Below are 26,674 nucleotides of genomic sequence, written 5' to 3'. Positions count from 1 at the left end.
TCACGGCATTTTGGGAGATGGCAGGCGCCACCGGCGGGACTAGCGTCCCTGGCGGGCCCGCCAGGCCCGTCCGGCGGCCGACGAGCGGGGGAATTCCGATGACTACGGCACCTTCCGGCGACCCCGTCGACCCGGCGAAGGCCAAGCCCTTCCCGTCGGTCGCGCGCTACGAACGGGCGCTGGCCGAGATCCGCGCCGCCGCGGCCGCGTACTACGCCGGCCAGGACGTGCTCATGGACGACGACGCCTACGACGCCCTGCTGGCCCGCGCGATCGCGACCGAGGCCGCGCACCCGGCGTGGAAGGCCGCCGACACCCCGACCGAGGCCGTCGGCGCGGGCGTCGCGCCGGGGACCGAGATCCCGCACAGCACGCCGATGCTGGGGCTGGACAACGTCTTCGACACCGAGTCGCTGCGGAAGTGGATCGCCCGGCTCGAGCGCGTCCTCGGCCACCCGGTCGCGGCCTACACGGTCGAACCGAAGCTGGACGGCCTCGCCGTGGCGGCCCGCTACTCCCGCGGCCGGCTGAAGCTGGTCCTCACGCGCGGCACCGGGACGATGGGCGAGGACGTCACCACCCGCGCGATCCTGGCCAAGGGCCTGCCCGCGAAGCTGTCCTCGCCCCGGACGATCGAGGTCCGCGGCGAGGTGTTCATGACCGACGAGGACTTCGCCACGGCCAACGAGCTGCGCACCGGGCACGGCGAGCCGGCGTTCGCGCACCCGCGCAGCGCCGCCGCCGGGACGCTGCGCGCGGTCGACCGCGCCTACTCCGCGCCGCTGTCGTTCGTCGCCTACTCCGTGCACGGGATGGCCGACGACGAGACGCACTCCGAAGCCATGGCCCAGCTGGAAGAGCTGGGTGTCGCGACGACGGCCGCCGCCAAGCCCGCGCTGAAGGTCTGCCGCGGCGCCGAAGAGATCGAGGCGGCGGTCGCCGAGATCCGGGACCTGCGCGGCGCGCTCGGCTACGGCGTGGACGGTGCCGTCATCAAGGCCGACCGGCCCGCGGACCGCGCCGCCGCCGGGGCCTCGACCAAGGCGCCGCGCTGGGGCGTGGCCGTGAAGTTCCCCGCCGACACCCGCAGCACCCGGTTGCTGGCCATCGACGTCCAGGTCGGCCGCACCGGCGTGATCACCCCGGTCGCGACGCTCGAGCCGGTGTTCATCGACGGCGTGAAGGTCGTTTCGGCGACCCTGCACAACTTCGACGACCTCGAGCGCCGCAACGTCCGCGTCGGCGACACCGTGTTCGTCCGCCGGGCGGGCGACGTGATCCCCGAGATCACCGGTGCCAAGCTCGACGAACGGCCGGCCGACGCGCAGCCGTTCACCCCGCCGGAGGTCTGCCCCGACTGCGGGTCGGCGATCGACCGCTCCCAGACGCGCTGGCGCTGCACGGGCGGCCGGGTCTGCGGGGCGCGGAAGATCCTCGCCCACTACGCCACCCGCGAGGCGATGGACATCGAGGGCATGGGCGGCAAGATCATCGACCTGCTGGTGGCCGAGGGCCTGGTCGCCGACCCGGCCGACCTGTACGACCTCGACGTGCCGCGGCTGGCCGCGCTCGACGGCCTCGGCGAGATCTCCGGCGGCAAGCTGGTCGCGGCGATCGAGCTCACCAAGCGGCGGCCGCTGTCGAGCCTGCTGACCGGGCTCGGCATCCGGATGGCCGGGCGCGCGGTGTCGCGGCGGCTGGCCCGGCACTTCGGCTCGATGGACGCGCTGCTGGCGGCCACGACCGAGCAGCTGCAGGAGGTCGAAGGCGTCGGCCTGGAGCGGGCGGTCACCATCGCCGGCGAACTGGCCGAGCTCGCCCCGGTCATCGAGAAGCTCGTGGCTCGCGGCGTCACCATGACCGAGCCGGACTTCGCGGCCCCGGCCGCCGCGGCCGCGCCCGCCGGCCTCCCGCTCCGCAAGGCCGACGGCTCCCCGATGCGCGTGGTGGTGACCGGCGCGGTGCCCGGGCTGAAGAACCGCGACGAAGGCAACCTCGCCGTCGAGCGGCTCGGCGGCACGCCGTCGGGTTCGGTGTCGGCCAAGACCGACCTCGTGGTCGTCGGCGACGGCTCGGGCAGCAAGGCGGACAAGGCCGAGGCCCTGGGCGTCCGGATCCTGCCCGCCGAGCGGTTCGCCGACCTCCTCGCCGCCCACGACTCCGGAGACGCCGGGCGGGCCGCGGAAATCCTCGCTTCCTGAACACGAAAAGGCCGCCGCCGGAATTGCCGGCGGCGGCCTTTTTCGTCGGCTCAGCGGAAATGGATGTCGACGCGGTCGAGGGCCGTGACGGAAGCGTCGTAGGCGCCGAGCGTGCATTGCACCGCCGCGCAGTCGACCGTCACGTCGACGCCGTCGCCGATGTTTCCGACGTAGGTCTTCTGGGCCACGATCGTCGTGTACGCGACGCCGTTCGCGTCACTGTGGACTTCGACGACCGTCGCCGGGTTGCCGGCGCAGCCGGTCGGCACCCAGCCGCATTCGCCGACCCAGAACGTGCCGTTCGGCGGCAGGCCGACGACCACCGCCGCCACGGTCGCGTTGGCGGACAAGGCGAACGTCGGCGCCGCGAAGAGGTGGACCGGCGACGCGGTGGAGGCGGAGGCGGCGGGCGCGGCCACGGCCGTCAGCCCGGCGGCCACCGCCGCCACGGCCGCGAACCGGCGGATTCTCGTACGCATGGCAGAACTCCTGTCATTCGACAGCGATGAGGAAAGGAAAGTCGGACCCCTGCCCGGATCGTACGGTAACGCCGGGGTTACCCCGGCATTTCCGGAAAACCACAGTGATGATTCGTGCGTTCCGCACGAACCGAGACGCCCGCCTTCGGGCCGTCGCCGGAAAATCGGGCGGAGTACTCCCGAGGAGGTCGACCCATGCACCTTGCCGCCCCGGTGGCGCCGATCGCGCCCCACCCCCTGTTGTTGTTCTTGCTGGGCCTGCTGGTCCTGCTGACCCTGGCCAAGCTGCTCGGCCGCCTCGGCGAGCGCTTCGGGCTGCCGTCGGTTGTCGGCGAGCTCGTCACCGGCCTGCTGCTCGGCCCGTCCCTGCTGGGCCACCTCGCGCCGGGCATCTCGAACTGGCTGCTGCCCGCGCAGCCCGCCGAGCAGGTCCACCTGATCGACGCGGTCGGCCAGTTCGCCGTGCTGCTGCTGGTCGGCATCACCGGCACGCACCTGGACACGCGCATCCTGCGCCGCCAGGGCCGGGTCGCCGCCACCGTCAGCCTGTTCGGCCTCCTGCTGCCCTTGGCGCTGGGCATCGCGCTCGGGTTCGTGCTGCCGGGCTCCCTGCTCGGCGGCAAGACCGACCGGTGGGTGTTCGCGCTGTTCATCGGCGTCGCCATGTGCGTCACGGCGATCCCCGTCATCGCCAAGACCCTCACGGACATGCGCCTGCTGCACCGCAACATCGGCCAGCTGACCCTGGCGGCCGGGATGGTCGACGACGCGGTCGGCTGGCTCCTGCTGTCGGTGGTCTCCGCGGCGGCCACGGTCGGGGTCACGGCCGGCGTCGTCTCGCTGTCGGTGGGTTACCTGATCGGGTTCGTCGCGCTGGCCGGGACCGTCGGCCGCGTCCTGGTGCGAAAGCTGATGGACCTCGCCGCTCGCCGGGAGGAGGCGGGCCCGGCGGTCGCCATGGCGGTGATCATCCTGCTGGGGTTCGCGGCCGCCACGCAGAGCCTCGGGATGGAGCCGGTGTTCGGCGCGTTCGTGGCCGGCATCCTGATCTCGCAGTCGCGGGCGGCGCAGGCGAAGCTCGCCGGGCTGCGGACCGTGGTGCTTTCCGTGCTGGCGCCGCTGTTCCTGGCCACGGCCGGGCTCCGGATGGACCTGACCGCGCTGTGGCACCCGACCACGGCGCTGGCCGCGATCGCCCTGCTGGCGCTGGCCATCGTCGGCAAGTTCGTCGGCGCCTACGCCGGCGCGCGGGTGAGCAAGCTCAGCCGCTGGGAGGGGCTCGCCCTCGGCGCGGGGATGAATTCCCGTGGCGTGATCGAGGTGATCGTGGCGCTCACCGGCCTGCGGCTCGGCGTGCTCAACACCGCCACGTACACGATGGTGGTGCTGGTCGCGATCGTGACGTCGGTGATGGCCCCGCCGCTGTTGCGGGTGGCGATGCGCCGGGTGGCCCGCACCGACGACGAGCGGTTGCGGCAGCTCGACCACGAGGAGTGGCTGGGGCACTCACTGTCCACACCGGACGTAGTCGAGCAGCGCAAGGCCGCTTGAGGAGTCCACGGAGGACAAGGCAAAGGGCCTTCCCGCACCGCGCGCGGGAAGGCCCTTTCCCTTTCGCTTCAGAGCATGCCCGCCAGCCCGGCGTAACCGCCTTCGGCCAGCCGTTCGCCGGACGTCGTCGCGTACGCCGCGTCGGCCTCGATGCCCAGGCCCTCGACCATCCGGTTCATGAAGTTGAACAACGCGCAGACGAGCACGGCGTCGTGCAGGGCCCGCTCGTCCCAGCCCGCCGCGAACACCGCCTCGGCGTCGGCCTCGGTCATCCGGGACGGCGTGCGCGTCAGCTTGCCCACGTAGGCCAGGACCGGCTTCAGCTTGTCGTCGACCGGGGAGGACTCCAGGTCCGCCACGGCCGCCGTCAGCACACCTTCCGGCACCCCGAACGCCTCCGCCGTGACGGTGTGGATGCCGTGGCAGTAGTCGCAGCTGTTCACACCGGAAACGTAGGCCGCGATCATTTCGCGTTCCCCCGGTGAGAACGGCGACTCCCCGCGCAGCAGCGTTTCGTGGAACGCCAGCAGGTGGCGCGCCGGGCCGGGGTAGGACCGGAAAACCTGGAGCAGGGTCGTTTCAGCCGGCAGCGACTTCAGATACGACATCGGGATCTTCCTTTCGGTCGGCGAGCCGGTCGATCTCGTCCCGGCGGATCCAGCAGGCCGTCAGGTACGCCCGCGCCGCCGGGCCGGCGTCCGGCACGGCGCTCGCGACCCGGTCGGCCGAATTCGCCCACTCCTGCCGCAGCGCTCCCGCCTCCGGCCGTCCCGGCGCGGCGTCGACCAGCGGCCGCCACGCCCGCCACTGCGCCAGCCCGGCCGCGGTCAGCCCGGCCAGGTCGGCCGTGAAGACGCCGTGGCGGGCCCGGTCGACCGCCTGGGTGACCAGTCCCGGGTTGTCGGCCAAGCGGGCGAAGCCGAGCCCGGCGACCAGCCGGTCCGGCTCCAGGCCCAGCAGGACCACCCCGACCTCCGTGCCGGGCGGGGCGTCCACGTCGGGCAGGGTGAAGCGCGAGTCGTAGGGCTCCTCCTCGGTGCCGGGCGGGGCGTCCACCTCGGGCAGGGTGAAGCGCGAGTCGTAGGGCTCCTGCTCAGACACCGGCACCCACCTTGGCCCTGGCCGGCGCCGCGGCGGGGGCGTCACCGCGCAGGCTGCGCGCGATCGCGTCGGCGACGCGGGCGGTGGCGACGCGGTGGCCGTCGATGTTGCGGGCCGCCGGGCCGAGCACCATGCCCGCGGCCGCGCCGACCACGGACACCCGGGGGGCGTACGCGTAGGCCAGCGTGCGCTCGTCGAGCTCCGGCCAGCCGTCCCGCTCCCCGACGAGCTCTTCGGGCATCAGCCCGCGGCCGGTCTCCGGCGTGGTGCCCAGCGCGAGCACCGCGCAGTCGCCGGCGACCCGGCGTCCGCCGGCCAGCCGCAGCACGGCCGTGCCGCCGGCCCCGGCCGCCACCCCGGTGATCGCCTCGCCGCGGTGCACCACCAGGCGTCCCTCGGCTTCGGCCCGCTCCAGCAGCGGGCGGAACTCGAACATGATCGACGCCCGGCGGAACTCGGCGATCAGCCGCAGCCGGTCCGCCCAGCCGACGTTCCCGATCCGGGCGCGGCCCTCGGGCCGGAAGAACTTCGAGTTGACGTCGGCGCACTGGTAGCGCTCGCCCGGCTCGCGGACCACCCAGTGCACCTCGCGGCCGGCCGCGAGGGCGTTCGAGATCAGGTGCGCCGAGGTCAGGCCCGCGCCGACGACCACCTGCCGCTCGACGGCAGGAGGCACCCGCTCGTCCCAGTGGGTGACCCCCGGGGGAGCTGCCCCGCCGCCCCACCACTCTTCGGGCGCCTCGCGCCGCTCCTCGCCGGGACAGAGCACGACGTGGCGGGCGGTGACCGGACCCCGGTCGGTCCGCACCGTGACGTCGCCGTCCGCCGGGACGACCTCGCGGACCGTGGCCCGCCAGGTCTTCTCCGCCACCCGGTGGGTGTCCACCAGGTGGTCGCAGTAGGCCTCGAAGACGTCGACCGGCACGACCGAGCGGTGCCCGGCCTGCGCCATCCGGACCTCCCGGCGCTCGACCGGCGTCAGCCGCCCCCAGTGCAGCCGCGCGAAGTCGAGCAGCTCGCAGTCGCGGTAGCCCTCGACGCCGGGGTGGTGCTCGTACGGCGAGCGCAGCACCCGCTGGCCGAGGAGGTCGATGCGGTCGAAGAACCGCCCGCAGGGCCGGCCGGCCCGGTCGAGCACGACCACGTCGGTCACCCCGTGGTGCCACAGCGCCGACGCCACGGCCAGGCCCGCCGGGCCCGCCCCCACGACGACGACGTCGGCCCGCCCCGGCGGCACCGCCCCGCGGCCGGGGGCCGGCGCGGCGGGCAGCCGCGGCCAGTCCCGGCCCCGGGGCGACTCGAGCAGGTGCGGCCCCGGGATGAAGCTGCTCACGAGGTCCCCCGGCGTCCGGTCGGCATCCGGTTCAGCCGATCACGGTGACCGGGACGATCAGCTCGACCATCGGCCGCCGGGTCATCCCGTTGGTGACGAGCTCCTCCAGCGTCTGCTGGGACTGCTCCATGCTGTCGGTGGCGATCGGGCTGTACCGCGAGTAGGAGTAGGCCGGCTTGCGGGCGCTGGTCTCCATCTCGTACACCTTGAGCACGGCCTCCCCCGGCCGGACCTCGCCGCCGTAGAAGGTCAGCCGGCGCTGGTCGGGCGTCATGAACGACTTCGAGAACTGCCTCGACATCACCAGCGACTCCGGGTCGTTGACGAACGTCGACTCGGAGTCCATCACGACCTGCATCGCGACCCACGTCTGGTCGGTCAGGTTGGTTTCGGACTTGATGATCTGCCAGCGGCCCGGTTCGGGCAGGTTGACGCTGACCGAGACGTCGTGGTCGGTGGTGTCGATGGCGCCGGAGATCATCAGCACCCTGCGGCGGACGTCGGCGACCCCGGCCATCTGGATGTCCCGCGCGCGGACCCGGCCGGATACATCCAGACCGGCGAATTCCGGTGACGACATTGCGCAGCCTCCTTGATTTTGCCCCCCGAGAACCCCCATGAACTGCGAACAAGGCGAGAATTCCACAGGGCCGGAGACACTGTCAAGATGACGAATGCACGGTTGCCGGGGCCATACCGCTCATCCCACTGGAACTTCTGCACCCGCGGCCACTGCGGCCGATCGGAGCAATGGGCGTTACGCGGTGCGGCGGAGTCAGCCGTCGTCGACTTCCACTTCGACATCGGCCGCGATCTCGGCCGCGATTTCGGGCATCGCCGTCGAGGCGTCGTCGTCCAGGGAGCCGACGTAGAGGATCTCGAACGCGGATTCGGCCCGCTGGACATTGATCTTCACCATCAGGTCGGCTTTCACCAGAATGATGAAGTTCGAAATGTCGTCCGGGTCGCCGAATACGTCGTAAATGAGGAAAACAGAACCGTCGCCGATGGCGAACAATGCTTCGTAAAGCACGTTCCGTTCGGCCTGGGTCGCCGAGTCCGCCCATTCTTCGAGCACCTCGACACCCGCAACGAGCTGGAGGCGCATAGCCATCCGCTGGCCTCCCTACCGAGCGCGCGCCGACGAGCCGGGGCCGGTCCCGGACCACTTCCGGGGCCTGCGTTGTGTCCCCGGCGGGCGCCGGGGACACCCGGTGCGAAACAGCTTCCAGTCTGGCGGTGTCCGGGCCGCTCCGGCATCTCGGATCTTGCGGCTGTCGGACCACCGGTCAGTTGTAGCCGAGCACGATGGTGTCGCGGAGGTACTCCCGCTGGGCCGGCGCGGGGATCTCCCCCAGCGCCTCGGCGACCAGCCGGCCGCCTGCGTCCTCCGGCGCGGTGCGGGGCCCGGGAACACCCAGCCCGTCCACCGGCGGTTCACGATCGATCCGGGTCTGGGGCGCGGTCATCGCGGTACCTCCGTTTCACTCCTGGTGACCAACCATGGTGCGGCACGGGCGTCGAGATCGCATCGCGCGCCGGTGGCCGTTCGATCGAGCCACGACGGTCCGCAGCAGGCAAGACGCGGGCCGCGCCGGGACAGGGGTGTGCTGGACAGGCCCGAGTTCCGCCCGCCCTGAACCCCCGAGGTGCGTGATGACCGAGCGTCCGGCCCCTGACGAAATCTTCACCCGGGACGACGACACCCGGAAAGCCCCGGCGCGCTCGATCGCGGCCCGCCGGTGGTCCCCGGCGCCACCGTGGGACAGCGACGAGTTCGACGCCTACGACGTTTTCGAGGCCGGTGAAGCGGCCTGAGGACGGGGAAACGCCCCCGGCGCTGGGGAACCGCCGGGGGCGTTCATCCGGCCCGTGTGGGCCTGCTTCGGGCGCCGGAACCGCGCTAGGGGCGGTCGGGGGACACGCCGGCCGGGTTTCGCGGGTTCTGCCGCGGGTTCCTCGCCGCCTGTGCCACGCACCGGCACACACCCGCCGGGCCCCGCGGAATCACCGCTGAGAGCCCGCCAGACCGCCGCACGTTGCTCGCCGCCAACGCTGGGAGCCCGCCAGACCGCCGCGCATTGCTCGCCGCCAACGCCGCGCGCCCGCCAGGCCGCCACCTACCGTCTCGCCGCCAACGCCGCGCGCCCGCCAGACCGCCACCTACCGACTCGGCCGCCTGCTGCTCGCCGTCAACGCCGCGCACCGGCACTGGCCCCGCGGCTTCGTCACCGCGGCAAGCGCGCCACCTACCGGCTTGGCCGCCTGCTCCTCGCCGCCGACGCCGCGCATGGGCCCCGCGGATCCGTCACCGCGGCAAGCCCGACAGGCGCCATGCACCTGGCCGGGCCACCAGGGGCGCGTCGCGGCGCCAGGCCGGGTCGCCCCAGGGCGCCCGCGCGGGAGCCGGGGCCGGGGGTGGTGCGGCCGCGACGAGCAGGGCGGCGACCAGGGCCGCCAGCTCGACGTCGTCCGGGAGGCCGCGGACCACCCGGAAGCCGGGCACGGCCGGTTCGGTTGCCGCCATCGGAGACACCTCGGGTACTGGTTTCGGGAGTGCTCAGATCGGGTGGTTGCCGTGCTTGCGCTGGGGGCCGGGCTTGCGCTTGTCCTGCAGCATGGCCAGCCCGCGGGCGATCGCGGCGCGGGTGTCGGCCGGGTCGATCACGTCGTCGACCAGCCCGCGCTCGGCCGCGTACTGCGGGTCCAGGTACTCGGCCGTGTACTCGCGGACCAGCTTGCCGCGCAGCTCGGCCGGATCGTCCGCCGCGGCGAGGTCACGGCGGAACAGCACGTTCACCGCCCCCTCCGCGCCCATGACGGCGATCTCGTTGGTCGGCCACGCCAGCGACAGGTCGCAGCCGATCGACCGGGAGTCCATCACGATGTACGCGCCGCCGTAGGCCTTGCGCAGGATGACCTGGATCCGCGGCACGGTCGCCTCGCAGTAGGCGTGCAGCAGCTGCGCGCCCTGCCGGATGATCCCGCCGCGCTCCTCGTCCACGCCGGGCAGGAAGCCCGGCACGTCGACCAGGGTGACCAGCGGGATGCCGAAGGCGTCGCAGAACCGGACGAACCGCGCCGCCTTCTGCGACGCCGGCCCGTCGAGCACACCGGCCAGCACGCACGGCTGGTTGCCGACGAACCCGACGACCCGGCCGTCGACGCGGGCGAGCGCGCAGAGCACGTTCGGCGCCCAGCCTTCGTGCAGCGCGAAGAACTCGCCGTCGTCGGCGATCTCCGCGAAGACGTCCCGCATGTCGTAGGGCCGGTTCGGCTCGGCGGGCACCAGCTCGGCCAGCCGCGGCCGCCAGTCGGCGGTGGCACCGGTTTCGCGCGTGGCCGGGGCCGGCTCGAGGTAGTTGCGCGGCAGCAGCGAGACGAGGTACCGGACGTCGGCCAGGCAGCTCTCCTCGTCGTCGTGCACGACGGTGGCCACGCCGGAGTGGCGGCCGTGGGTGTCCGCGCCGCCGAGCTCGTCGGCGGTGACCCGCCGCCCGGTCACCGACTCGACGACGTCCGGCCCGGTGAGGAACATCCAGCCGGTGTCGCGCACCATGAACGTGAAGTCGGCCAGTGCGGGCGAATACGCCGCGCCGCCGGCGCACGGGCCGAGGATGACGCTGATCTGCGGGATCACCCCGGACGCCTCGACCTGGCGGCGGAAGATGCCGCCGTAGCCGTTGAGCGCCATCACGCCTTCCTGGATGCGCGCGCCGCCGCTGTCGTTGAGCGCGATCACCGGGGAGCCGGTGGCCACGGCCAGGTCCAGCACCTTCTGGATCTTCGCCGCGTGCGCCTCGCCGAGCGAGCCGCCGAAGACGGTGAAGTCCTGGGCGTAGACGAACACCCGGCGCCCGTCGATCGTGCCGGAGCCGGCGACCACGCCGTCGGTGTACGGGCGGTTGTCCTCGAGCCCGAGCCCGCGGGCCTGGTGGCGCCGGTAGGGCTCGACCTCGGTGAAGGAGTCTTCGTCCAGCAGCAGGGCCAGCCGCTCGCGCGCGGTGAACTTGCCGAGGGAGTGCTGCCGCCGCACCGCGTCGAGCCTGCCGTCGGCCACGTGCGCGGCCAGCTCGTCGCGCCGCTTGCGCAGCAACGGCATGCCCGGCTCGGGTTCGGGACCGGTCGCCGGGTGCAGGGAGATGACCTGGGCTTCGCCGGCGGGCAGCGACCGGCGGTGGTGCCCGTGCCCGCGGCGTTCGCCGTCGGACAGGGGCACCACGTCGGCGTCGTCGGTGCGCTGGGCGCCGGCGTCGGACGGACCGCTCACGCCGCGTCCCGCAGGCGGCCGAGGCGCTCCTGGTGCTCCTGCTCCATTTCCGCGACGATCGTGCTCCACACGATGCCCCGGCCGAGCCGCGGCATCGGCCGCGCCACCACGGGCGGCGGCTCCGGCGCGGGCGCGGGCGCCGCTTCGGCGGCGACGGGCGCGGCGATCGGGTCCCGGACCAGCCGGAACGGGCGGGCGGTGCCTTCGGTCTCCTCGTGCGCGGTCATGCCAGTGCCTTTCCGGTCGGTCCGGCGCCGGCGGAGCCGGCCCCGGCTGCTGGAGCTGTCGAACGAGCTTGCCGGTCGTCGGCCGGGCGAACAGGCGGCTCGGCGAGGGGACGCGGTGCCGGCCCGGAACTTCGCGGCCCCGATCGGCTCGCCGTGGCCTCCGCCGGACGCGGTTCCGGTCCGGGGGTGGCCGTTCCGGAGCCTCCCACCCCCGAACGGCCCGCCGCGCCTTCCGCCGAGCGCAACTCCGCTCGCGGGGCAACCGTTCCGGAGCCTCGCGGCCCCGAACGGCCCGCCGCGCCTTCCGCCGAGCGCAACTCCGCTCGCGGGGCAACCGTTCCGGAGCCTCGCGGCCCCGAACGGCCCGCCTCGGCTTCCGCCAGACGCGACTCGGCTCCCGATGTAGCCCTCCCGGAGCCTCGCGGCCCCGAACGGCCCGCCGCGACCTCCGCCGAGCGCGGCTCCGGCCCCGGAGTAGCCGCCGCGTCCTCCACCGAGCCCACCGCGCCCACCACCCGGCCGGCCCGCCGCGCGCTGATACGGCCGGTTGCGGCCAGCCAGGCCACCGTGTCCGCCAGCGTCTCCGCGAGCGGCCGGGCCGTCACCCCGGCGGCCGGGGCTCCCGGCTCGACCGGCACGGCGACCGCGCACACGTGGATCGCGCCGTACTGGACCGGGACGTGTCCCGGCCACCACCGCTGGACGAGGTCGGCGGCGCGGCCGACGACCGTGAGCGCGCGGGCCGGCAGGAACACCACCGGCAGCCGGCGGCCGGTCACCGCGCGCACCGTCTCGACGTACTCGCGGGTCGACACGAACGCGCCGGGGCCGAAGACGTCCGGACCGGGTGCGGCCGGCCCGTCGAAGAGCCGCGCGTGCTGCTCGGCGCTGTCGCGGACGTCGCCGATCGGGAGGCCGCCCGTGGGCCAGATCGGCGTCAAACCGCGCAGCAGGTCCCGCACCCGGGCGTTCTGGTCGCCCAGGTGCGGGTCGTGCGGGCCGAGCAGCGCCGGCGGCCGCGTGATCGTCACCGGGGCACCGAAGGCGCGGTACCGCCGGGCGATCGTCTCGGCGGCCGCCTTCGAGGCCAGGTAGGCCTCGCGCGACCGGCCGACCGGGGTGCCCGGCCCGATCGTGCCTGCCGCGGCGGGGTACAGCGCCCCCACCGTCGACACGTGCACGATCCGGCCGGCGCGGGCGCGGCGGGCCGCCCCGAGCACGACATCGGTGCCGTGCTCGTTAACCCGCCGCAGTTCGGTGCGCCGCCGGGGATCGAAGGTGTAGACGCCGGCGGCGTGCAGCAGACCGTCCACACCGGACACGAGCCGCGCGGCGGCGGCCGGGTCGGTGACGTCGCCGGGGACGACCTCGACCGCGTCCGGGGCGACCCCGAGCGGACCGAGCGCGGCCGGAACCCGCGCCGGGTCGCGGGCGAGCAGCCGCACCCGGTGCCCGTGCCGCAGCAGCGCCGCCACGGTGTGCGCACCGAGGAAGCCGGTGCCCCCGGTCACCGCCACCAACATCGTGTCCCCCTTGCTCTGCTCGGTCAGGCCGCGCGGGCGCGGCCGTCGACCTCGTGGTACCCGCCGCCGTAGAACACGAGGGCGTCGTCCCCGCCGCCCCGGCTCGACGTCAGCACCCGGCCCAGGAAGATCGAGTGGTCGCCACCCTCGTACACGGCGGCGAGCTCGCACTCGAGCCAGGCCAGCGCCCCGCCCAGCAGCGGCGCCCCGGTCTTCGTCCCCGGCGTCCAGTTCACCGAGTCGAACTGGGCCATCCCGTTGGGACGGCGCCAGTCGGCGAAGTACTTGGACAGCTCCTGCTGGTCGGCCGCCAGGATGTTCACGGCGTACGAGCCGGCGCTGACGATGGCGGCGTGCATCCGGGCGGCCCGGGACACGCAGCACAGCACCATCGGCGGCTCCAGCGAGACGGACGAGAACGCGTTGGCCGTCATGCCGTGCCCCGCCTCGCCGCCCGCCGTGAGCACCGTGACGCCGGTGGCGAACTGCGCCATCACCTCGCGCAGGCCGGTCTGGGTGGACAGGTGCCGGCGGCCCGGCGGGGTGGGCAGCCGCTTCAGCACCGTCCGGTCGATGGTTTCCCCGGCGTCGGCCACGTCACGCTCCCTTGCCGTTCACCGCGGAGGTGGCGTACGGCGCCAGTGCCTCGCGCAGCTGCTCGGGCACCCGCGACGGCACGGTGGCCGTGTTCGGGCCGCGCATGCACGCGATCCGCTGCCGGCCGCGGGCGACCAGCCGCTCGCCGTCCGGGTGCAGGTGCACGTAGTCGAAGGCGAACTGGATCTGCGTCGAGGTCAGTTCCTCCAGCCGCAACCGGATGGACAGCTCGTCGAACGCGGTGATCTCGGCGAAGAACTCGCACTCCACCTTGAGGGTGAAGAGCTTGAGGTCGTGCCGGACCTCTTCGAGGACCGCGGGCGCCTTCTCCTTCAGGAACATCTCCCGGCACCGGCCCTGCCAGCGCACGTAGTTCACGTAGTAGACGTTGCCCACCAGGTTGGTCTCTTCGAAGCCGACCGTGTGGCGGATCTCGTAGTAGTCGGACATGCTCAGTTCTCCTCTGCCTGCAGCACCGCGAAGACCACCGGCTCGGTCCGGTCGTTGACGGTCGTGGCCCAGGTCGCGATCCGGGCCGACCCGCAGGCCAGCAGGGCCCAGCCGTCGGGCTCCACCCGGTGCACGGTCAGGGACTCGGTCATCGCGCCCGTCTTGCGGACGCATTCCAGCGCACTCCAGACCCGGGTGTTCGCCACCTCGACCGGCTCGCCCGCGTCGGCGGCCAGCAGCCGGCCGACCGAGAGCAGGTCTTCGCCGAGCAGCCCGGCCCAGTCCTCCTCGGTGCGTTCGAGCACCGTCTCGACGTCGCACGTCACCTGTCCGGTGCCGGCCACGACCAGGGTCAGCCGGGAGCTGTGCGACGCGGTGATCTCGCCGCCGTCGATCTCCGGCTTGCCGTCCGGGCGGTAGCGGATCTCCACCGTCCGGTCGAAGGCCCGGCTGGCCGCCAGCGCGGTCTGGGCGCGGCGTTCGGCGATGCCGCCCACCTCGACGCCCGCCGGGTCGGGCTCCAGCACGACCGCCCGGCTGCCGCCGAGCATCCGCTCGCAGGCCCGCTCCAGGTAGGAGCCCAGCATCGAGGGCACCCACGGCCCGGCCCCGTCGGTCTTGCGGACCGCCCGCAGCATCAGGCCTTCCCAGCGCTCCACCAGTTCGCCGTCCGGGTTGCGGACGTCGAGGTCGTAGACGTAGCTGTCGCCGTCCTGCAGCCGCTCCTTCGCGTCCAGCAGCACGTACTCGGGGTGCTGGGCGCCGGGCTCGGCCAGGTAGAGCTTTTCGATGCCCTGCGGCAGCAGCGTGGCGTCGGGGACGCAGCACTGGATGGCGTGCATCATCGCGTCCCGCGTGCCCGGGTCGGCCAGCAGCCGCTCCTGCGGCAGGAACGGGGCGAACCACGTGGTGTCCGCCGTGGTGGCGATCTCCGCCACGGCGTGCCGCGCGCTCGCCCGCCGGTAGCCGACGACCCGCTGGAACCGCTTGCCCTGGAACAGGACCGAGCCGTACAGCTCGGTGATCGGTTCCACGGGCACGGACGGCACGTCCACCTCCCGCCGCACCGCCGGGCCGATCTCCGCGGGCCTCGCGAAGTTCAGCCGCGCCTTGAAGTGGTCGGCGCTGAAGCCGGTCTCGTCGCTGCGCAGCACGACGTCGACGGTGTCGGCGTCGGCCGCGACGGCGGCCAGCCGGATCGTGGTGGACCCGCCCGGCGAGACGATGATCGGGCGCAGGAACTCCACGTCGGACAGCACCGGCGCGCCGGTCCGGTCGAGCGTGGCCGCCGCGACCTGGGTCATCGCCTCCATCCCGAGCACGGCCGGGAACAGCAGCTGCCCGTCGAGCAGGTGGTCGGCCAGGTACGGGTCCGACCCGGCGGACAGGTCCGCCTCGGTGATCAGCTCGACGCCGGGGTAGTGCACGACCGCGCGGTCGACGAACCGGGTCAGCGGCAGTTCCTTGCGCTGGATGGGCAGCGTGGCCAGCCCGCCGGTGCGCCCGCAGACGACCAGCACCGGCGGCACCGCCGGGTCGGCCAGCGCCTGCTTGAGGATGGCGATGCCGTCCTCGGTCGGGATCGGCGTGATGCCGTCGCGCTTGAGGGCGCTGACCACGCCGAGCTTCTCGCCCATGCCCGTGCCGGACCAGACCGACCACTCGAGCGCGACCGCCCGCGCCTGCGGGTATTCGCGGCCGAAGCGCAGGGTCAGCTCGGTCATCCAGTCGTTCGCCGTGGCGTAGTGCGCCTCGCCGCGCAGGCCGGCCCGGCCGATGATGCTGCCGAACGTGACCAGCAGCTTGATCCGGTTCTTGTCGACCGCGTCCAGGACCGCGGTGAGGCCCCCGATCTTCGGCGCGAGCGTCTTGCGGAACGTGTCCTCGGTGAGGCTGAACAGGGCGGCGGGCTCGTTGCGCCCTGCCCCGTGCAGCACCGCCGTGACCGGGCCCAGCTCGGCCTGCATCCGGGCGATCGCGTCGGCCACCTGCGGCGCCGAGGTGACGTCGGCGCGCTCGTAGCGGTAGTCGATGCCCGCGGCCGCCATCCGGCCGAGGTTCTCGGCCAGCTCGGTGTCGTCGGCCGGGTCGCTGCGCCCGAGGAGGGCGAGCTTCGCGCCGGAGTCCTTGGCCAGTGCCAGGGCGCTCTCCGCCGTGATGCCCTTGCCGCCACCGGTGACGAGCAGGACGTCGCCCGGCTCCAGCGACTCGGGGACCGGGCCGGTGGGCGCGGGGGCGACCGCGGCGAGCCGCGGCACCGTGCGCCCGCCGTCGGCGCCGTAGCGGACCTCGCAGAAGTCCGTGGTCGCGGCGACCTCGGCGACGACGAGCCGGACCGCCTCGGTGACCGCGGCCGGGTCGGCCGGGGCCGGGTCGGCCAGGTCCACGATCGTGGTGCGGGCCGACGGGTCCTCGAGCCGGAGGGTCTTCGCCAGGCCGGACGCGCCCAGGCCGTGCTGGACGACGACGAAGCGCGTGCCGTTCGGTGCGGCCATGACGCTGCGGCCGGCGTCGAGGAACAAGCCGGTGTGGCTCGCGTCGCAGTCGGCGGGCAGGCAGAGCAGCACGCCGTCGCCGGCGCCCGCACGGGCCAGCGCCGCACGCAGCGGCTCGGCCAGCGGGTGCCCCGGCGTCGAGAACACTTCCCAGCGCGAGTTGCCCACGCCCGGCGTCAGGTCGGCCGGCGGCCGCGGAGCCGGGACGTACTCGACCGCGAACGGGCGGACCCACGGGCCCGCGCCCGGGACCTCGCCACCGGTCGTGTCGGCGGGCTTCGCGGTCTGCGCGAGCTCGTCGATCATCTCGGCGAGATCGCCGAGGCAGACCGTCGCGAAGTTCGGCATGCCCTCGAGGGCGGGCCGGCCGAGCGCCCGGGTGACGTCGTTGACCAGCTGCCCGACCGTGATGGAGGACAGGTGCAGGTTGTCGAGCGGGTGGGTGTCCGCGGTGACGGTCTCCAGCGGCAGCTCGACGCGCTCGGCGGCGAGCCGGCGCAGCAGGTCGAGCGTGGTGTTCGCGCTGCTGTCGTGCACCTCGGCCGCCGAAGCGGACTCGGCCTTCTCCGCGGCCAGTTCCGCGGCCAGCTCGCTGTCGATCTCCGGCGCCGCCTCGCACGGGCTGGCGAGGAAGTTGAAGACGCCGTCCTCGGGCAGCGAGCGGACCACGCGGCCCTCGAAGAGCGGGGCCGGCGTGACCGGAGCACCGGCCGCGAAGGCCGCGCCGGCCACCCGCAGCACCGCGCTCAGCGTGGTGCTGTCGGTGTCCACCGCCAGCACCGGCGTGCCCGGGGCGATCTCCTCGAACAGGCCCGAGAGCACCCGGCCCGGGCCGACCTCGACCACCAGGTCGCTGCGCTCGGCCACCTTGGCGGCGGCCTCGCGGAAGCGGACCGGCAGCACGATCTGGTCGCGCAGCAGGGACGGCAGGTTCTCGGCGGCGTGCAGGACGTCACCGGTCACGGTCGAGACGACCGCGCGCTCGAGCCGGGCGAACGGGATCTCCTCGAGCCGCTCGGTCATCGCCGCCGCGGCCGGTTCGACCAGCGGCGAGTGGAAGGCGTGCGACACCTTGAGCCGGGTGGCGGTGACGCCCTCGGCGTGGGCACGGGCGACCACCCGGTCCACGGCGACGGCCGGGCCCGAGATCACGGTCTGCTCGGGCGCGTTGTAGCCCGCGATGACGACGTCGGAGCCCAGGCCGAGTTCCTCGGTCCGGCTCGGCGACGCGGCGATGCCCGCCATCGCGCCGCCGCCTTCGCCGGCGGTGGTCTCGGCCATCACCTTGCCGCGGATCTTGGCCAGGCCCAGCACCGCGCGCTCGTCCAGGGCACCGCCCCAGTGCAGGGCGGTCAGCTCGCCGAGGCTGTGCCCGGCCGCCGTGTGCGCCTCGATGCCGAGCAGGTGCAGCACCCGCAGGGCGGCCAGCGAACCGGCGACGATCCGCGGCTGGGCGACCTCGGTGGCGACGTGGTCGGCCCCCGCGGGCAGGCCCGCGGCGCGGAAGATGTCGTCGGCGGCGGTGAACCGGCGCCGCACGGCACCGTCCACCGCGCGCCCCGACCCCTGGCCGGGGAACAGGAACCCGATGCGGGGCCGGCCGACGCCGTGGCCGGCGAAGATGCCGTCGGTGGCGGCGAAGACGCTGCCGTCGTCGCCGAGCAGCTCGAGCAGCCGGGTCAGCTTGCGCTCGGCCTCCTCCGGGCCGGTCGCCACGACGGCGGCGCGGGCGGGACGCCCGGCCAGTTCGCCGGCCAGCTGGCCGGCGAAGTCGGTGAGCTCGGCCATCGACAGCTTCGGCACGACCTCCAGCAGCCCGGTGATCCGGGCCCGCAGCGCGTCGACGTCGTCGGCGTCGAACAGCAGCAGCTCGGCGTCCTGGCGGCCGGAGACCAGCGCCCGGGTCCGCTCGTCCAGCTCCGGACGGCGCGGGGCGCCGGGCGCCTCGGTGACGGTGACGTGCGAGTTGATCCCGCCGAAGCCCATCGCCGAGACACCGGCGCGGACCGGGGCGTCGGACGGCCACAGCTGCGCCTCGCGCGGCACGAACATCCGGGCGGAGTCGCCGGTGAGCTTCTCGTGCGGGTCGAAGTGGCCGGTGGCCGGCGGGATGACCTGGTGGTAGACGGCCAGGGTCGCCTTGATCAGGCCGGCGACCCCCGCCGCGGCCTTGGTGTGGCCGATGTTGCCCTTGATGGTCGACAGCGCGGCCGGGGCGGCCAGCGGGTCGGCGTCGTGGCGGGCGGTCGAGAGCGCCTCGATCTCCGTGGCGTCGCCGAGCGCGGTGCCGGTGCCGTGGCCCTCGAAGTAGGACACGGTCTCGACGCCGTAGCCCGCGCGGTCGTAGGCGCGCTTGATGGCGAGCCGGTGCCCGGCCGCCTCCGGCCGGGTGATGCCGCCCTTGCCGTCCGAGGACACGCCCCAGCCGCCGATCGAGGCGTAGATGCGCTTGCCCTGCTCGATCGCGTCGCTTTCGCGCATCAGCACGAGCATGCCGGAGCCTTCGCCCGGCCAGAAGCCGTTCGAGTCGGCGTCGTAGACCTTCATCTCGCGCTTGGCGAGCGCCCCGGTCTTGGCGAAGCCGATCACCTCGAACGGGTCGATCGAGAGGTCGACGCCGCCGGCGATGGCGACGTCGAGGTCGCCCTGCGCGAGCGCGTTCGCCGCGTTCACCACCGACAGCAGCGAGGACGAGCAGGCGCCGTCCACCGTGTAACCGCCACCGGCGAAGTCGAAGTAGTTGCAGACGCGCCCGGCGATCGTGTTCGCCAGCCCGCCGGCGAGGGTGTCCTCGTTGATCTCCGGGAACGGCTCCTTGTACTGGACCTCGAGCTCCCGCAGGAAGGACGCGGTCTCGTCGTCGCCCCAGCCGCGCTCGGACAGCGCGGCCGCCACCGTGCGGCGGACGTAGGGCCAGCGCAGGCGCATGATGTTGGCGCGCGAAAACTCGCCGGTGAGGCTGTTGCCGATGACGACACCGGTCGCCTCCTTCGGCAGGCCTTCGCCCTCGGGGAACCCGGCGTCGGCGAGCGCCTGCGCGGCCACGTCCAGCGCGAGCCAGTGCGTGGTGTCCGTGGCGCGGAACGTGCTGCCCGCGACCTTGTAGGCCACGCGGTCGAACTCGAAGTCGCGCAGGACCGCGGCCTTCTGCGCGTAGAACCGGTCCGGCGCGGCCGGATCCGAAGAGTAGTAGTCGGCCCGGTTCATCCGTTCGTCGGGCAGCCGGCGGAACGCGCGGCGGCCCGCCAGCACGTTCTCCCAGAGCTCTTCCAGCGAACGGGCGTCCGGATACCGCAGGCCGATCCCGACGATCGCTATCCGCTCAACGCTCATGCCACCGCACTCCCAATAGCTCTCGAGCCCGTCCGCCGCCCGGAGGCGACGTTCCCGGTGCTGTCCGGCGCGGGTCTCGCCCCCGGCCGAGTCGTTCGTCCGGCGCCGGCGGCAGGTCCCACCGTCGCCCGGCGCAGTCCGGTCAAGCATGGACTCCCGCGCCCCTAGCTTCTTCTTTCCGACTGCCCCGGACGCCGGTTGCGCAACGGGGGACAAATCCCCGGCGCGCGCCCGGCATGTCCACATCGGACACTCAGGGCGTGAACTGCCCCGGACGGCGGCCGTCGCCGGCCGGCCCCCGGTAGGCCTGCGCCAGTTCCAGCCACTGCCGGGCCAGGCCGCCCTCGGTCCGCACGTCCAGGTCGTCCGGGTGGCGCCGCCGGGTGACCAGCAGGCAGAAGTCCTCGGCGCTGCCGGTGACGCGCTCCTGCGAGTCCTCCGGCCCGAAGGTCAGCAACCGGCCCGAGGGCGTCGTGATCTCGAAGCGGAACTCCTGCTCGGGCGGCGTCAGCCCCCGGGCCTGGTAACCGAAGTCGCGGACCCGCACGGCGAAGCCGACGAGGTGGGCGAGGCGGTCGGTGCGGACCGGCCGGACGCCCAGCGCGTCGGCGATGTCCTGGCCGTGGGCGAAGACCTCCATCATCCCGGCGCACGCGAGCACGTACGGCGGAAGCGGGTTGACCAGCCACGGCACCAGCTCGGTGCCGGGGACCGCGGCGAGCGCCTTGACGCCCTGGTCCCGCTCGGCGCGCCAGCGGTTCAGCAGGACCTCCGCCGGGCCGCCCAGGTACTCCTGGAGAGCGCCGTTGACGGCGGCGTCGAGGTCTCCGCCGATCGACTTCGTCATGGCGACGAAGGCGTCGGGCTGCGCCGCGGCGAGACCCGCGATGCGGAAGATGAACGCGAGGTGCCCGATCTGGTGGCGCACGGTCCAGCCGGGCGCCGGCGTCGGGGTGTCCCACTCCGGTTCGGCAAGGCCGGCGACGAGCGCGTCCACGCCCTCGGCCTCGGTCGTCAGGTCGGCGATCACGGCCGTCGTGTCAGTCACCGGCTGTCCTCTCCATCATCGGTCCTTCGTGGACACTCAGGGACGGTGCCGGCGGCCGCCGCGCACAGGGCGGGGGTGGGGTGGGCCCCGGTGCGGCGGCCGCCGGGAACGGATCGCCCGGCCGGGACGACGGCACGCCGGGCGCGTCTCGGCTGTGTCCGGTGCTGCGCTCGACCGGCCGGTCGATCCGCTCCTCCCCGAATCATCGCCCGCGCCCGCCGGACCCGTCTTCTCCTCGTGGGCGCAGGGAAAGGCGGCCACCCAGCTCTTCGGCCGCGGCGTGAGCGGCCCACGAGACGAGCTCGATCAGGCCGCGGTCGTCGTCGCGGTCCTCGCGGGCGGCGGCGATCACGAGGTCGTCGACCTGGTAGGGCGCCTTCGCCACGAGCAGCGCCAGCCGCGCGGCCGGCCGTTCCGCGGCGGGCAGCTCGGCGAGCGGCCCGTCGGCCCACGACCGGCCGAGCCCCGGCGGGCGGCCGTCCCAGTCCTTGAGCTCCCGCCGGACGAGGTCGCGCACGCGGGGCGGCAGGACGCCGTCGCCCGCCGCTTCGAACGCCGCGCCCGCCCTGGCGAACGCGTCGGCGAGCGTGCTGCCCGGTGCGGCCCAGGCCGGGCCGTCGGCGCTCGTCGCGGGCAGCAGTTCCAGGGCCTGCCCCGCCGGGGGCGGCGGCCCCGGCCGGAGGAAGTGGCCGAGCACGGCCTTCGCCGTCCCGCGCGCCGACTCCGGCACCTGGTCCGGCAGGGGCGACGCGCCGAGGAACACGGCGACCACCCGGTTGAGGTAGTGGAAGGCGGTGGCCACGGCGGTGAACTCGGCCGCGGCCGCGGCGGGCACCCCGGGTGGCAGCGGGCCCGCGCCCCGGGCCCAGGCGGCGAGTTCGCGGGTGTCGGGATCGGTGATCCCGTCCGGCTCGTTCGCCACCAGCGCCGCCGCGGCGGCCGGATCGCCCAGCGAGCCGAGCGCCATCGCGTGCACCTCGACGCAGTACGGGCAGTCGTTCGCGGCCGAGACGGCGGCCGCGACCACCTCCCGGTCCGCCCGGCTCGAGACCCCGGCCGCGACCAGCGACTCGCGCAGCACGAGCCACGCGGCGGCCAGCACCGGCGGCGACGGCGAGTGCAGCGCCATCGGCGGGGCGAGCATCCCGAAGTCCCGCTCGACCTGCCGGTACACCGCCCGCACCAGCCCCCGCGCCCGCCGCGGCCGCACGGCCTCGACGTGCTTGACGTCCTTCAGGGTCCGCCGCAACGCGACCCGCACCAGCCCCGGCGCCATCCGTCCTCCAAAAATTACGGGCATCACGCGTGATCAGAGGGGACACACACGTGATCGGAGGGGCATCACGCCGATGCCCCTCCCCTCACGCTTGATGCCCTCCAGTCACACGTGATGCCCGGCTGATCACGCGTGTGCGCTGTTTCCGTGCTCAGTTGCCGGCGACGAGGTCCAGCTTGGACACCGCGCGGCGGCCCGTGATCGAGCCGTCGGGGGCCGGGGCCCCGTACTTGACGTCGATGCCGCGGGCCTGCGCGGCCCGGACGATGCTCGGCACCGACCGCTCGGCGAGCGCGGCGATGGTCATCGCCGGGTTCACGGTGAGCGCGCCCGGCACCGCCGAGCTGTCGGTGACGAAGATGCCCGGGTGGTTGCGCAGCTCGTGGTTCGCGTACAGCGCCGAGGTCGCCGGGTCGTCACCGATCCGGCACGACGCCAGCGGGTGCACGGTGTAGGCGCCCACGACGTCGTTGGTCCACGGCGACACCGTGCCGATGCCGTCCTTCTCGATGATGGCCTTGCAGTCGGCGTCCGCGAGCGCCCAGCCGCGGCGGGTGTTCGTGGTCGGGTCGTAGCGCAGCGAACCTCGGCCCAGCATCTGCTGCGAGATCCGGTAGGCGTTGCCGGTGGGCGGCGGGGTGCCGAAGACGCCTTCGTTGTCGTCCTCGGTCATCAGGAAGATCGTGAGCCAGTTCGCCCACTTCTTGAGGATCTCCTTCTTCTCCGCGCCGAACCAGCGCGGCTCCTCGCCGCCGGGCACCTGGGCGAGGATGGTGCCCAGCCCCGGCGGGAAGTACAGCTGCTCCAGCGAGTACCGCTCGTACTCCGGCAGCGAGCCGTCGAGCTTGTCCCAGTTCGCCACGGTCGGGCCCTTGCCGATGTGGTTGGCCGAGTACACCGGGCCGTCCTCGCGGGAGAGCCCGAGCACCTCGCGGACGCGGTCCTCGTCGATGATCGCGGTGTTGAGCCGCTCGCCGTTGCCGGAGAAGTACCGGCCGACGCCGTGCGGCATGGTGCCGAGCGCCGCCTCCGACCGCTGCAGGATCACCGGGGTCGCACCGGCGCCGGCGGCGATGATGACGATCTTCGCCTCGATCACGCCGGTGCCGGTGTGCACCCGGTAGTCCTCTTCGTCGACGATGTCGAAGTAGACGCGGTAGCCGCCGTCCTCGGTGCGCTCCAGCCGCTGGACCTCGTGCAGCGGCCGGATCTCCGCGCCGTGCGAAAGGGCCGCGGGCAGGTAGTTCGTCAGCATCGACCGCTTGGCGTCGAACTTGCAGCCGGCCATCATGAAGTTGCAGTTGACGCAGGTGTCGTTGTCCACCGCGACCGGCGCCGGGTTCGCGGTGCGCCCCGAGTGGTTGCAGGCCGCGGCCCACAGGCCGCCGGCGTAGGAGACGTCGCTCCAGTCCTGTTTGGACACCGGGATCGACTCGTCGACGCGGTCGTACCACGGCTCGAGCGTGTCGCGGGAGATGACCGAAGGCCACATCCGGCGCCCGATGCTGCCGTGGCGCTCGAAGACGAACCGGGGCGCCCGCGGCATCGCGGCGAAGTACACCACGCTGCCGCCGCCGACGCAGTTGCCGCCCAGCACGCTCATCCCGTCGCCGACGACGAAGTCGAACGCGCGGGTGTAGGACGAGCCGAGCAGGTAGTCGTGCTCGAAGTCGGCCGCGGCCAGCCACGGCCCGCGCTCCAGCACCGTCACCTTGGCCCCGCCCGCGGCGAGGTGGTAGGCGGGGATGGACCCGCCGAAACCGCTGCCGACGATGACCACGTCGGTCTTGTCCAGTGTGTTCATGCGGGGCTCCCCGATGCCGTCGTGTCCGGGTGGAGTTCGGCCAGCTTGCGGCCGTAGCCGTACTTCGGGAACCGCCAGAACCCGTCCGCGTCCGGCGGGGTGTACCCCAGGGCCAGCAGCCCGGGGTGGCCGTCGCGGATGGCCTCGGCGGTGTGCAGGTGCGCGGCGCTGTCGAAGGCCATGTTGCAGAACAGGGCGAGGCTGACCCAGCCGTCCTTCTCCGGGTGGCCGGGCGTGGTCAGCCGCCGCACGAGCTCGCGGCGGTGTTCGTACGGCAGCGCGACGAACGGCGGGACGTCGTGGTCGAGCTCGACCGCCGCCTCGCCCGCGTACGCCTTCGCGTGGTCGTTCAGCGACTGCGCGAGGTAGAGCAGGCCGGCCGTGACGCCGGTGGCGTCGAAGTGCAGCAGGTCGAGCGCGCCCGCCGCCACCGACCCCGGGCCGGGGGCGGCCCCGGCGATCGCCCGGTCCTCCGGGAACCGCTTCTCCCCCGGCACGATCGTGTCCGCGTAGGCCTCGAGGGTCATGTTCTTGACGCGTTCTTCTTCAGTGGCCTCGGGTTGCACCGGCCTACCTCCTCGTCGAATGTCCTGGATGGATCAAGCCGCTCGCCGCGCCTCCGCCGCCCGCGGGTGCACGGTCATCGGCAGCCCGCCGCGCACCCGCAGCGACAGCATCGCCTCGGGTTCGACGGCGTAGCCCGGCAGTTTGCGCAGCCGGAGGTCGCGCGCGGCCAGCGCCAGCACGAACACCGCCTCCATCACCCCGAGGCTGTTGCCGATGCAGAACCTCGGCCCGGCGCCGAACGGGAGGTAGGCGTACCGCGGCGGCCGCCCGGCCGGGTTCGCCGGGTCGAACCGGCCGGGGTCGAAGCGCTCCGGGTCGGTCCAGAACTCCGGGTGCCGGTGCAGCGTGTAGGGCACGACGACGACGTCGGAGCCGGCCGGCACGTGGTACCCGCCGATCTCGTCGTCGGCCTGGGCGATCCGCGGCAGCAGCCACACCGGCGGGTACAGCCGCATGACCTCTTCGACCACCGCCACGGTGTAGGTGAGCCGCCGCAGGTCCTCGTGGTCGGGCAGCCGGTCGCCGAGCACCTCGGTGGCTTCGGCGTGCAGCCGCTCGCCGACCTCGGGGTGCTCGTCGATCAGGTGGAACGCCCAGCCGAGCGTGCTCGCCGTCGTCTCGTGCCCGGCCAGCAGCAGGGTGATCAGCTCGTCCCGCATGCGCTCGCGGGACGCGCCGTCCTCCGACCCCGACGCGAGCAGGCGCGACAGCACGTCCTCGCCGCCCTCGACCGGGTTCGCGAGCCGCTGGTCGACCAGCTCGTCGGCGATCCGGCGCAGGTCGTCGCGGGCGGTGCGGAACTCCAGCTGCTTCTTCAGCGGCACCCACTGGGGGACCGCGCTCAGCGTGACGGCCTCGAACATGGCCTGGTCCTGCACGGCTTCGAACGAGTGGCCGAGCGTTTCGTAGCCGCCGAGCTCGGCGTCGAGCAGCGTCTTGCCGAGCACGCCGAGGGTCAGCCCGGTCATCTCGTGCAGGATCTCGACCGGACCGTCGTGCGCGGCGAGCCGTTTGACCAGACCGTCCACTTCGGACGCCACCACGGCGGCCTGCCGCGAGATCCGCTTGGGCTGGAACACCGGCTGGATGGTCCGGCGCTGCTTGCGCCAGGTCTCACCGTCGCTGGTGAGCAGGCCGTCGCCGAGGGCCCGGCGGGCCTCCTGCAGGCCGATGCCCTTGTGGTAGTTCGCGGCGTTGTCCGCGAGGACGTGCTTCGCGAGGTCCGGGTGGTTCACCAGGTACATCGCCTTCGGGCCGATGGCGATGCGGACGACGTCGCCGTAGGCCTCGGCGTTGTCGCCCATGAGGGCGAGCCGGTCGGTGAAGAGCTGCTTCAGCAACCGGAAGGTCGCCCGGCGCGGCGGCCCGGGCGGCGCGGTGCGCGCCGCCCGGGCGTTGTGCTGCGAGCCGGTCATGCCGCGACGGCCCCTGGCTTCTCGTCGCCGTCCGCCGCCACCGGCGGGGCGATTTCCAGCTTGGCCTTCTGCGCGGCCTGGTCGGCCTCGAACTTGATCCGCGCCTTGTTCGAGAAGTGCAGGCCCCACAGGAACAGCCCGCGGATCAGGCAGACGGTCGCGGTGGCCAGGAACAGGCCGTACGCGACGTGCACGGCGGTGAAGAAGCCGTACGCGAGCGCCACCCCGGACCCGAACGCGAACTGCGAGGCCGGCTTCGACGGCGACGTGCCCGGGTCGGTCACCATGTAGTTGGTGTAGAGCACGAACGCGACGCCGGTGCCCATCGCCAGCGCGCCGGGGATGGAGGTCCCGAAGAGCCAGCCGCGGACGAAGGCCTGGATGACGAAGAAGCTCAGCCAGCCCGCGATCAGCCACATCCGGTTGGTCAGCTTCGCGTTGAGCAGCGTGCCCGACGCCAGGATGATGCCCACGATCAGCCAGCCGACCCACGTGTCGACCTGCTCGGTGAAGTGGTACGGCGGGGCGATGCTCGCCCACGGGAACACCAGCAGGATGATCGTGATGCCGAAGTTCGACGGGTTCATGTAGTGCCGCATGCGGCCGTACACCGGCGCCTGCAGCACCCACTTCGCGCCGACGGCGACGACGACGCCGAACATCATCACGAAGATCTGGTCGTTGACGTAGGTCAGCATGTTCAGCGCGAGACCGGTGATGTGCGCCGGGAGCAGGAACTCCGCGAGCCCCTTGAACCCGTTGCCCTTGAACCGGACCTCACGCTTGGTCACGCGGGCGTTGATGATCTCGAGCAGGATCTCGGTGGTGTACGCGGTCGCCAGCGCGATGAACGGGTACAGCCACGGCTGCTCGAAGCCGAGCACGGTGTAGCCGAGGATGTTGAAGATCGAGATCGAGATCGCGAACCGGCGAAGCGCGGTGACGACCTTGTTCGTCCGCTTCGGTGGCGCGCTGTCCACTTTGGTCAGAGTCGGGGTGGTCAT

General features: G+C 73.4%; 23 protein-coding genes. 3 read left to right on the top strand and 20 right to left on the bottom strand.

The window, feature by feature from the left end; genetic code table 11:
- Nucleotides 1-98 precede the first annotated feature (98 nt).
- A complete protein-coding gene (ligA, locus tag ACH54P_RS42095; protein ID WP_489908883.1) occupies nt 99-2,201 on the top strand; it encodes an NAD-dependent DNA ligase LigA in 2,103 nt (700 codons plus the stop codon).
- Between the two features lie 50 nt (nt 2,202-2,251).
- On the opposite strand, the gene ACH54P_RS42090 is transcribed toward ligA, so the two are convergent.
- Nucleotides 2,252-2,680, bottom strand: coding sequence for a neocarzinostatin apoprotein domain-containing protein (locus ACH54P_RS42090; protein WP_489908882.1), 429 nt, complete (start codon nt 2,678-2,680; stop codon nt 2,252-2,254).
- A 195-nt stretch (nt 2,681-2,875) separates the two neighbouring features.
- On the opposite strand from ACH54P_RS42090, the gene ACH54P_RS42085 reads away from it, so the two are divergent.
- Nucleotides 2,876-4,231, top strand: a complete 1,356-nt coding sequence (locus tag ACH54P_RS42085) for a cation:proton antiporter (protein ID WP_489908881.1) — start codon at nt 2,876-2,878, stop codon at nt 4,229-4,231.
- Nucleotides 4,232-4,299: 68 nt separating this feature from the next.
- On the opposite strand, the gene ACH54P_RS42080 is transcribed toward ACH54P_RS42085, so the two are convergent.
- From ACH54P_RS42080 to ACH54P_RS42055, 6 genes are all read right to left on the bottom strand, one after another.
- The gene (locus ACH54P_RS42080) at nt 4,300-4,839 is read right to left on the bottom strand and encodes a carboxymuconolactone decarboxylase family protein (RefSeq protein WP_489908880.1); all 540 of its coding nucleotides are present in this window, start codon (nt 4,837-4,839) and stop codon (nt 4,300-4,302) included.
- Nucleotides 4,811-5,332: a DUF6187 family protein gene (locus ACH54P_RS42075; protein ID WP_489908879.1), complete on the bottom strand. Its 522-nt coding sequence runs from the start codon at nt 5,330-5,332 to the stop codon at nt 4,811-4,813. Before ACH54P_RS42075 ends, ACH54P_RS42080 begins: the two co-directional genes overlap by 29 nt.
- Nucleotides 5,325-6,665, bottom strand: a complete 1,341-nt coding sequence (locus ACH54P_RS42070; RefSeq protein ID WP_489908878.1) for an NAD(P)-binding protein — start codon at nt 6,663-6,665, stop codon at nt 5,325-5,327. The genes ACH54P_RS42075 and ACH54P_RS42070 overlap by 8 nt, the downstream gene beginning before the upstream one ends.
- A 31-nt stretch (nt 6,666-6,696) precedes the next feature.
- The gene (locus ACH54P_RS42065; RefSeq protein WP_489908877.1) at nt 6,697-7,182 is read right to left on the bottom strand and encodes a DUF6423 family protein; all 486 of its coding nucleotides are present in this window, start codon (nt 7,180-7,182) and stop codon (nt 6,697-6,699) included.
- 258 nt (nt 7,183-7,440) lie between these two features.
- Nucleotides 7,441-7,779 carry a DUF6235 family protein gene (locus ACH54P_RS42060; RefSeq protein WP_489908876.1) on the bottom strand — a complete coding sequence of 113 codons (339 nt, stop codon included), beginning with the start codon at nt 7,777-7,779 and terminating at the stop codon, nt 7,441-7,443.
- A 175-nt stretch (nt 7,780-7,954) separates the two neighbouring features.
- Nucleotides 7,955-8,134, bottom strand: coding sequence for a hypothetical protein (locus ACH54P_RS42055; protein WP_489908875.1), 180 nt, complete (start codon nt 8,132-8,134; stop codon nt 7,955-7,957).
- Between the two features lie 187 nt (nt 8,135-8,321).
- On the opposite strand from ACH54P_RS42055, the gene ACH54P_RS42050 reads away from it, so the two are divergent.
- Nucleotides 8,322-8,483 carry a hypothetical protein gene (locus ACH54P_RS42050; RefSeq protein WP_489908874.1) on the top strand — a complete coding sequence of 54 codons (162 nt, stop codon included), beginning with the start codon at nt 8,322-8,324 and terminating at the stop codon, nt 8,481-8,483.
- 490 nt (nt 8,484-8,973) lie between these two features.
- Here ACH54P_RS42050 and ACH54P_RS42045 read toward each other — a convergent pair whose 3' ends face one another.
- From ACH54P_RS42045 to ACH54P_RS41985, 13 genes are all read right to left on the bottom strand, one after another.
- On the bottom strand, nt 8,974-9,192 hold the full coding sequence (locus tag ACH54P_RS42045) for an acyl-CoA carboxylase epsilon subunit (RefSeq protein ID WP_489908873.1): 219 nt from the start codon (nt 9,190-9,192) through the stop codon (nt 8,974-8,976).
- A 33-nt stretch (nt 9,193-9,225) separates the two neighbouring features.
- Entirely contained in the window at nt 9,226-10,767 is a 1,542-nt protein-coding gene (locus tag ACH54P_RS42040) for an acyl-CoA carboxylase subunit beta (RefSeq protein WP_489916946.1), read from the bottom strand.
- Nucleotides 10,768-10,931: 164 nt separating this feature from the next.
- A complete protein-coding gene (locus tag ACH54P_RS42035) occupies nt 10,932-11,162 on the bottom strand; it encodes a DUF6222 family protein (protein ID WP_489908872.1) in 231 nt (76 codons plus the stop codon).
- Nucleotides 11,159-12,685, bottom strand: a complete 1,527-nt coding sequence (locus tag ACH54P_RS42030) for an SDR family NAD(P)-dependent oxidoreductase (RefSeq protein WP_489908871.1) — start codon at nt 12,683-12,685, stop codon at nt 11,159-11,161. The genes ACH54P_RS42035 and ACH54P_RS42030 overlap by 4 nt, the downstream gene beginning before the upstream one ends.
- Nucleotides 12,686-12,708: 23 nt before the next feature.
- Nucleotides 12,709-13,281: a flavin reductase family protein gene (locus ACH54P_RS42025; RefSeq protein WP_489908870.1), complete on the bottom strand. Its 573-nt coding sequence runs from the start codon at nt 13,279-13,281 to the stop codon at nt 12,709-12,711.
- Between the two features lies 1 nt (nt 13,282).
- Nucleotides 13,283-13,732: an acyl-CoA thioesterase gene (locus tag ACH54P_RS42020; RefSeq protein WP_489908869.1), complete on the bottom strand. Its 450-nt coding sequence runs from the start codon at nt 13,730-13,732 to the stop codon at nt 13,283-13,285.
- A gap of 2 nt (nt 13,733-13,734) precedes the next feature.
- Nucleotides 13,735-19,560 (bottom strand): type I polyketide synthase, encoded by a 5,826-nt coding sequence (locus tag ACH54P_RS42015; protein ID WP_489908868.1) that lies wholly within the window; start codon nt 19,558-19,560, stop codon nt 13,735-13,737.
- Between the two features lie 253 nt (nt 19,561-19,813).
- Nucleotides 19,814-20,608, bottom strand: a complete 795-nt coding sequence (locus tag ACH54P_RS42010; protein WP_489908867.1) for a TIGR03084 family metal-binding protein — start codon at nt 20,606-20,608, stop codon at nt 19,814-19,816.
- Between the two features lie 202 nt (nt 20,609-20,810).
- Nucleotides 20,811-21,884 (bottom strand): carboxymuconolactone decarboxylase family protein, encoded by a 1,074-nt coding sequence (locus ACH54P_RS42005; RefSeq protein ID WP_489908866.1) that lies wholly within the window; start codon nt 21,882-21,884, stop codon nt 20,811-20,813.
- A gap of 151 nt (nt 21,885-22,035) precedes the next feature.
- The gene (locus ACH54P_RS42000) at nt 22,036-23,688 is read right to left on the bottom strand and encodes a GMC family oxidoreductase N-terminal domain-containing protein (protein WP_489908865.1); all 1,653 of its coding nucleotides are present in this window, start codon (nt 23,686-23,688) and stop codon (nt 22,036-22,038) included.
- Nucleotides 23,685-24,254 (bottom strand): DUF5987 family protein, encoded by a 570-nt coding sequence (locus ACH54P_RS41995; protein WP_489908864.1) that lies wholly within the window; start codon nt 24,252-24,254, stop codon nt 23,685-23,687. The genes ACH54P_RS42000 and ACH54P_RS41995 overlap by 4 nt, the downstream gene beginning before the upstream one ends.
- A gap of 33 nt (nt 24,255-24,287) precedes the next feature.
- Complete coding sequence (locus tag ACH54P_RS41990) at nt 24,288-25,670, bottom strand: cytochrome P450 (protein WP_489908863.1); 1,383 nt, start codon at nt 25,668-25,670, stop codon at nt 24,288-24,290.
- Nucleotides 25,667-26,674 (bottom strand): enediyne biosynthesis protein, encoded by a 1,008-nt coding sequence (locus ACH54P_RS41985; RefSeq protein WP_489908862.1) that lies wholly within the window; start codon nt 26,672-26,674, stop codon nt 25,667-25,669. The genes ACH54P_RS41990 and ACH54P_RS41985 overlap by 4 nt, the downstream gene beginning before the upstream one ends.

Source organism: Amycolatopsis sp. N2S4-7, from assembly GCF_058119595.1.
This window is presented reverse-complemented; position numbering and strand designations above follow the sequence as displayed.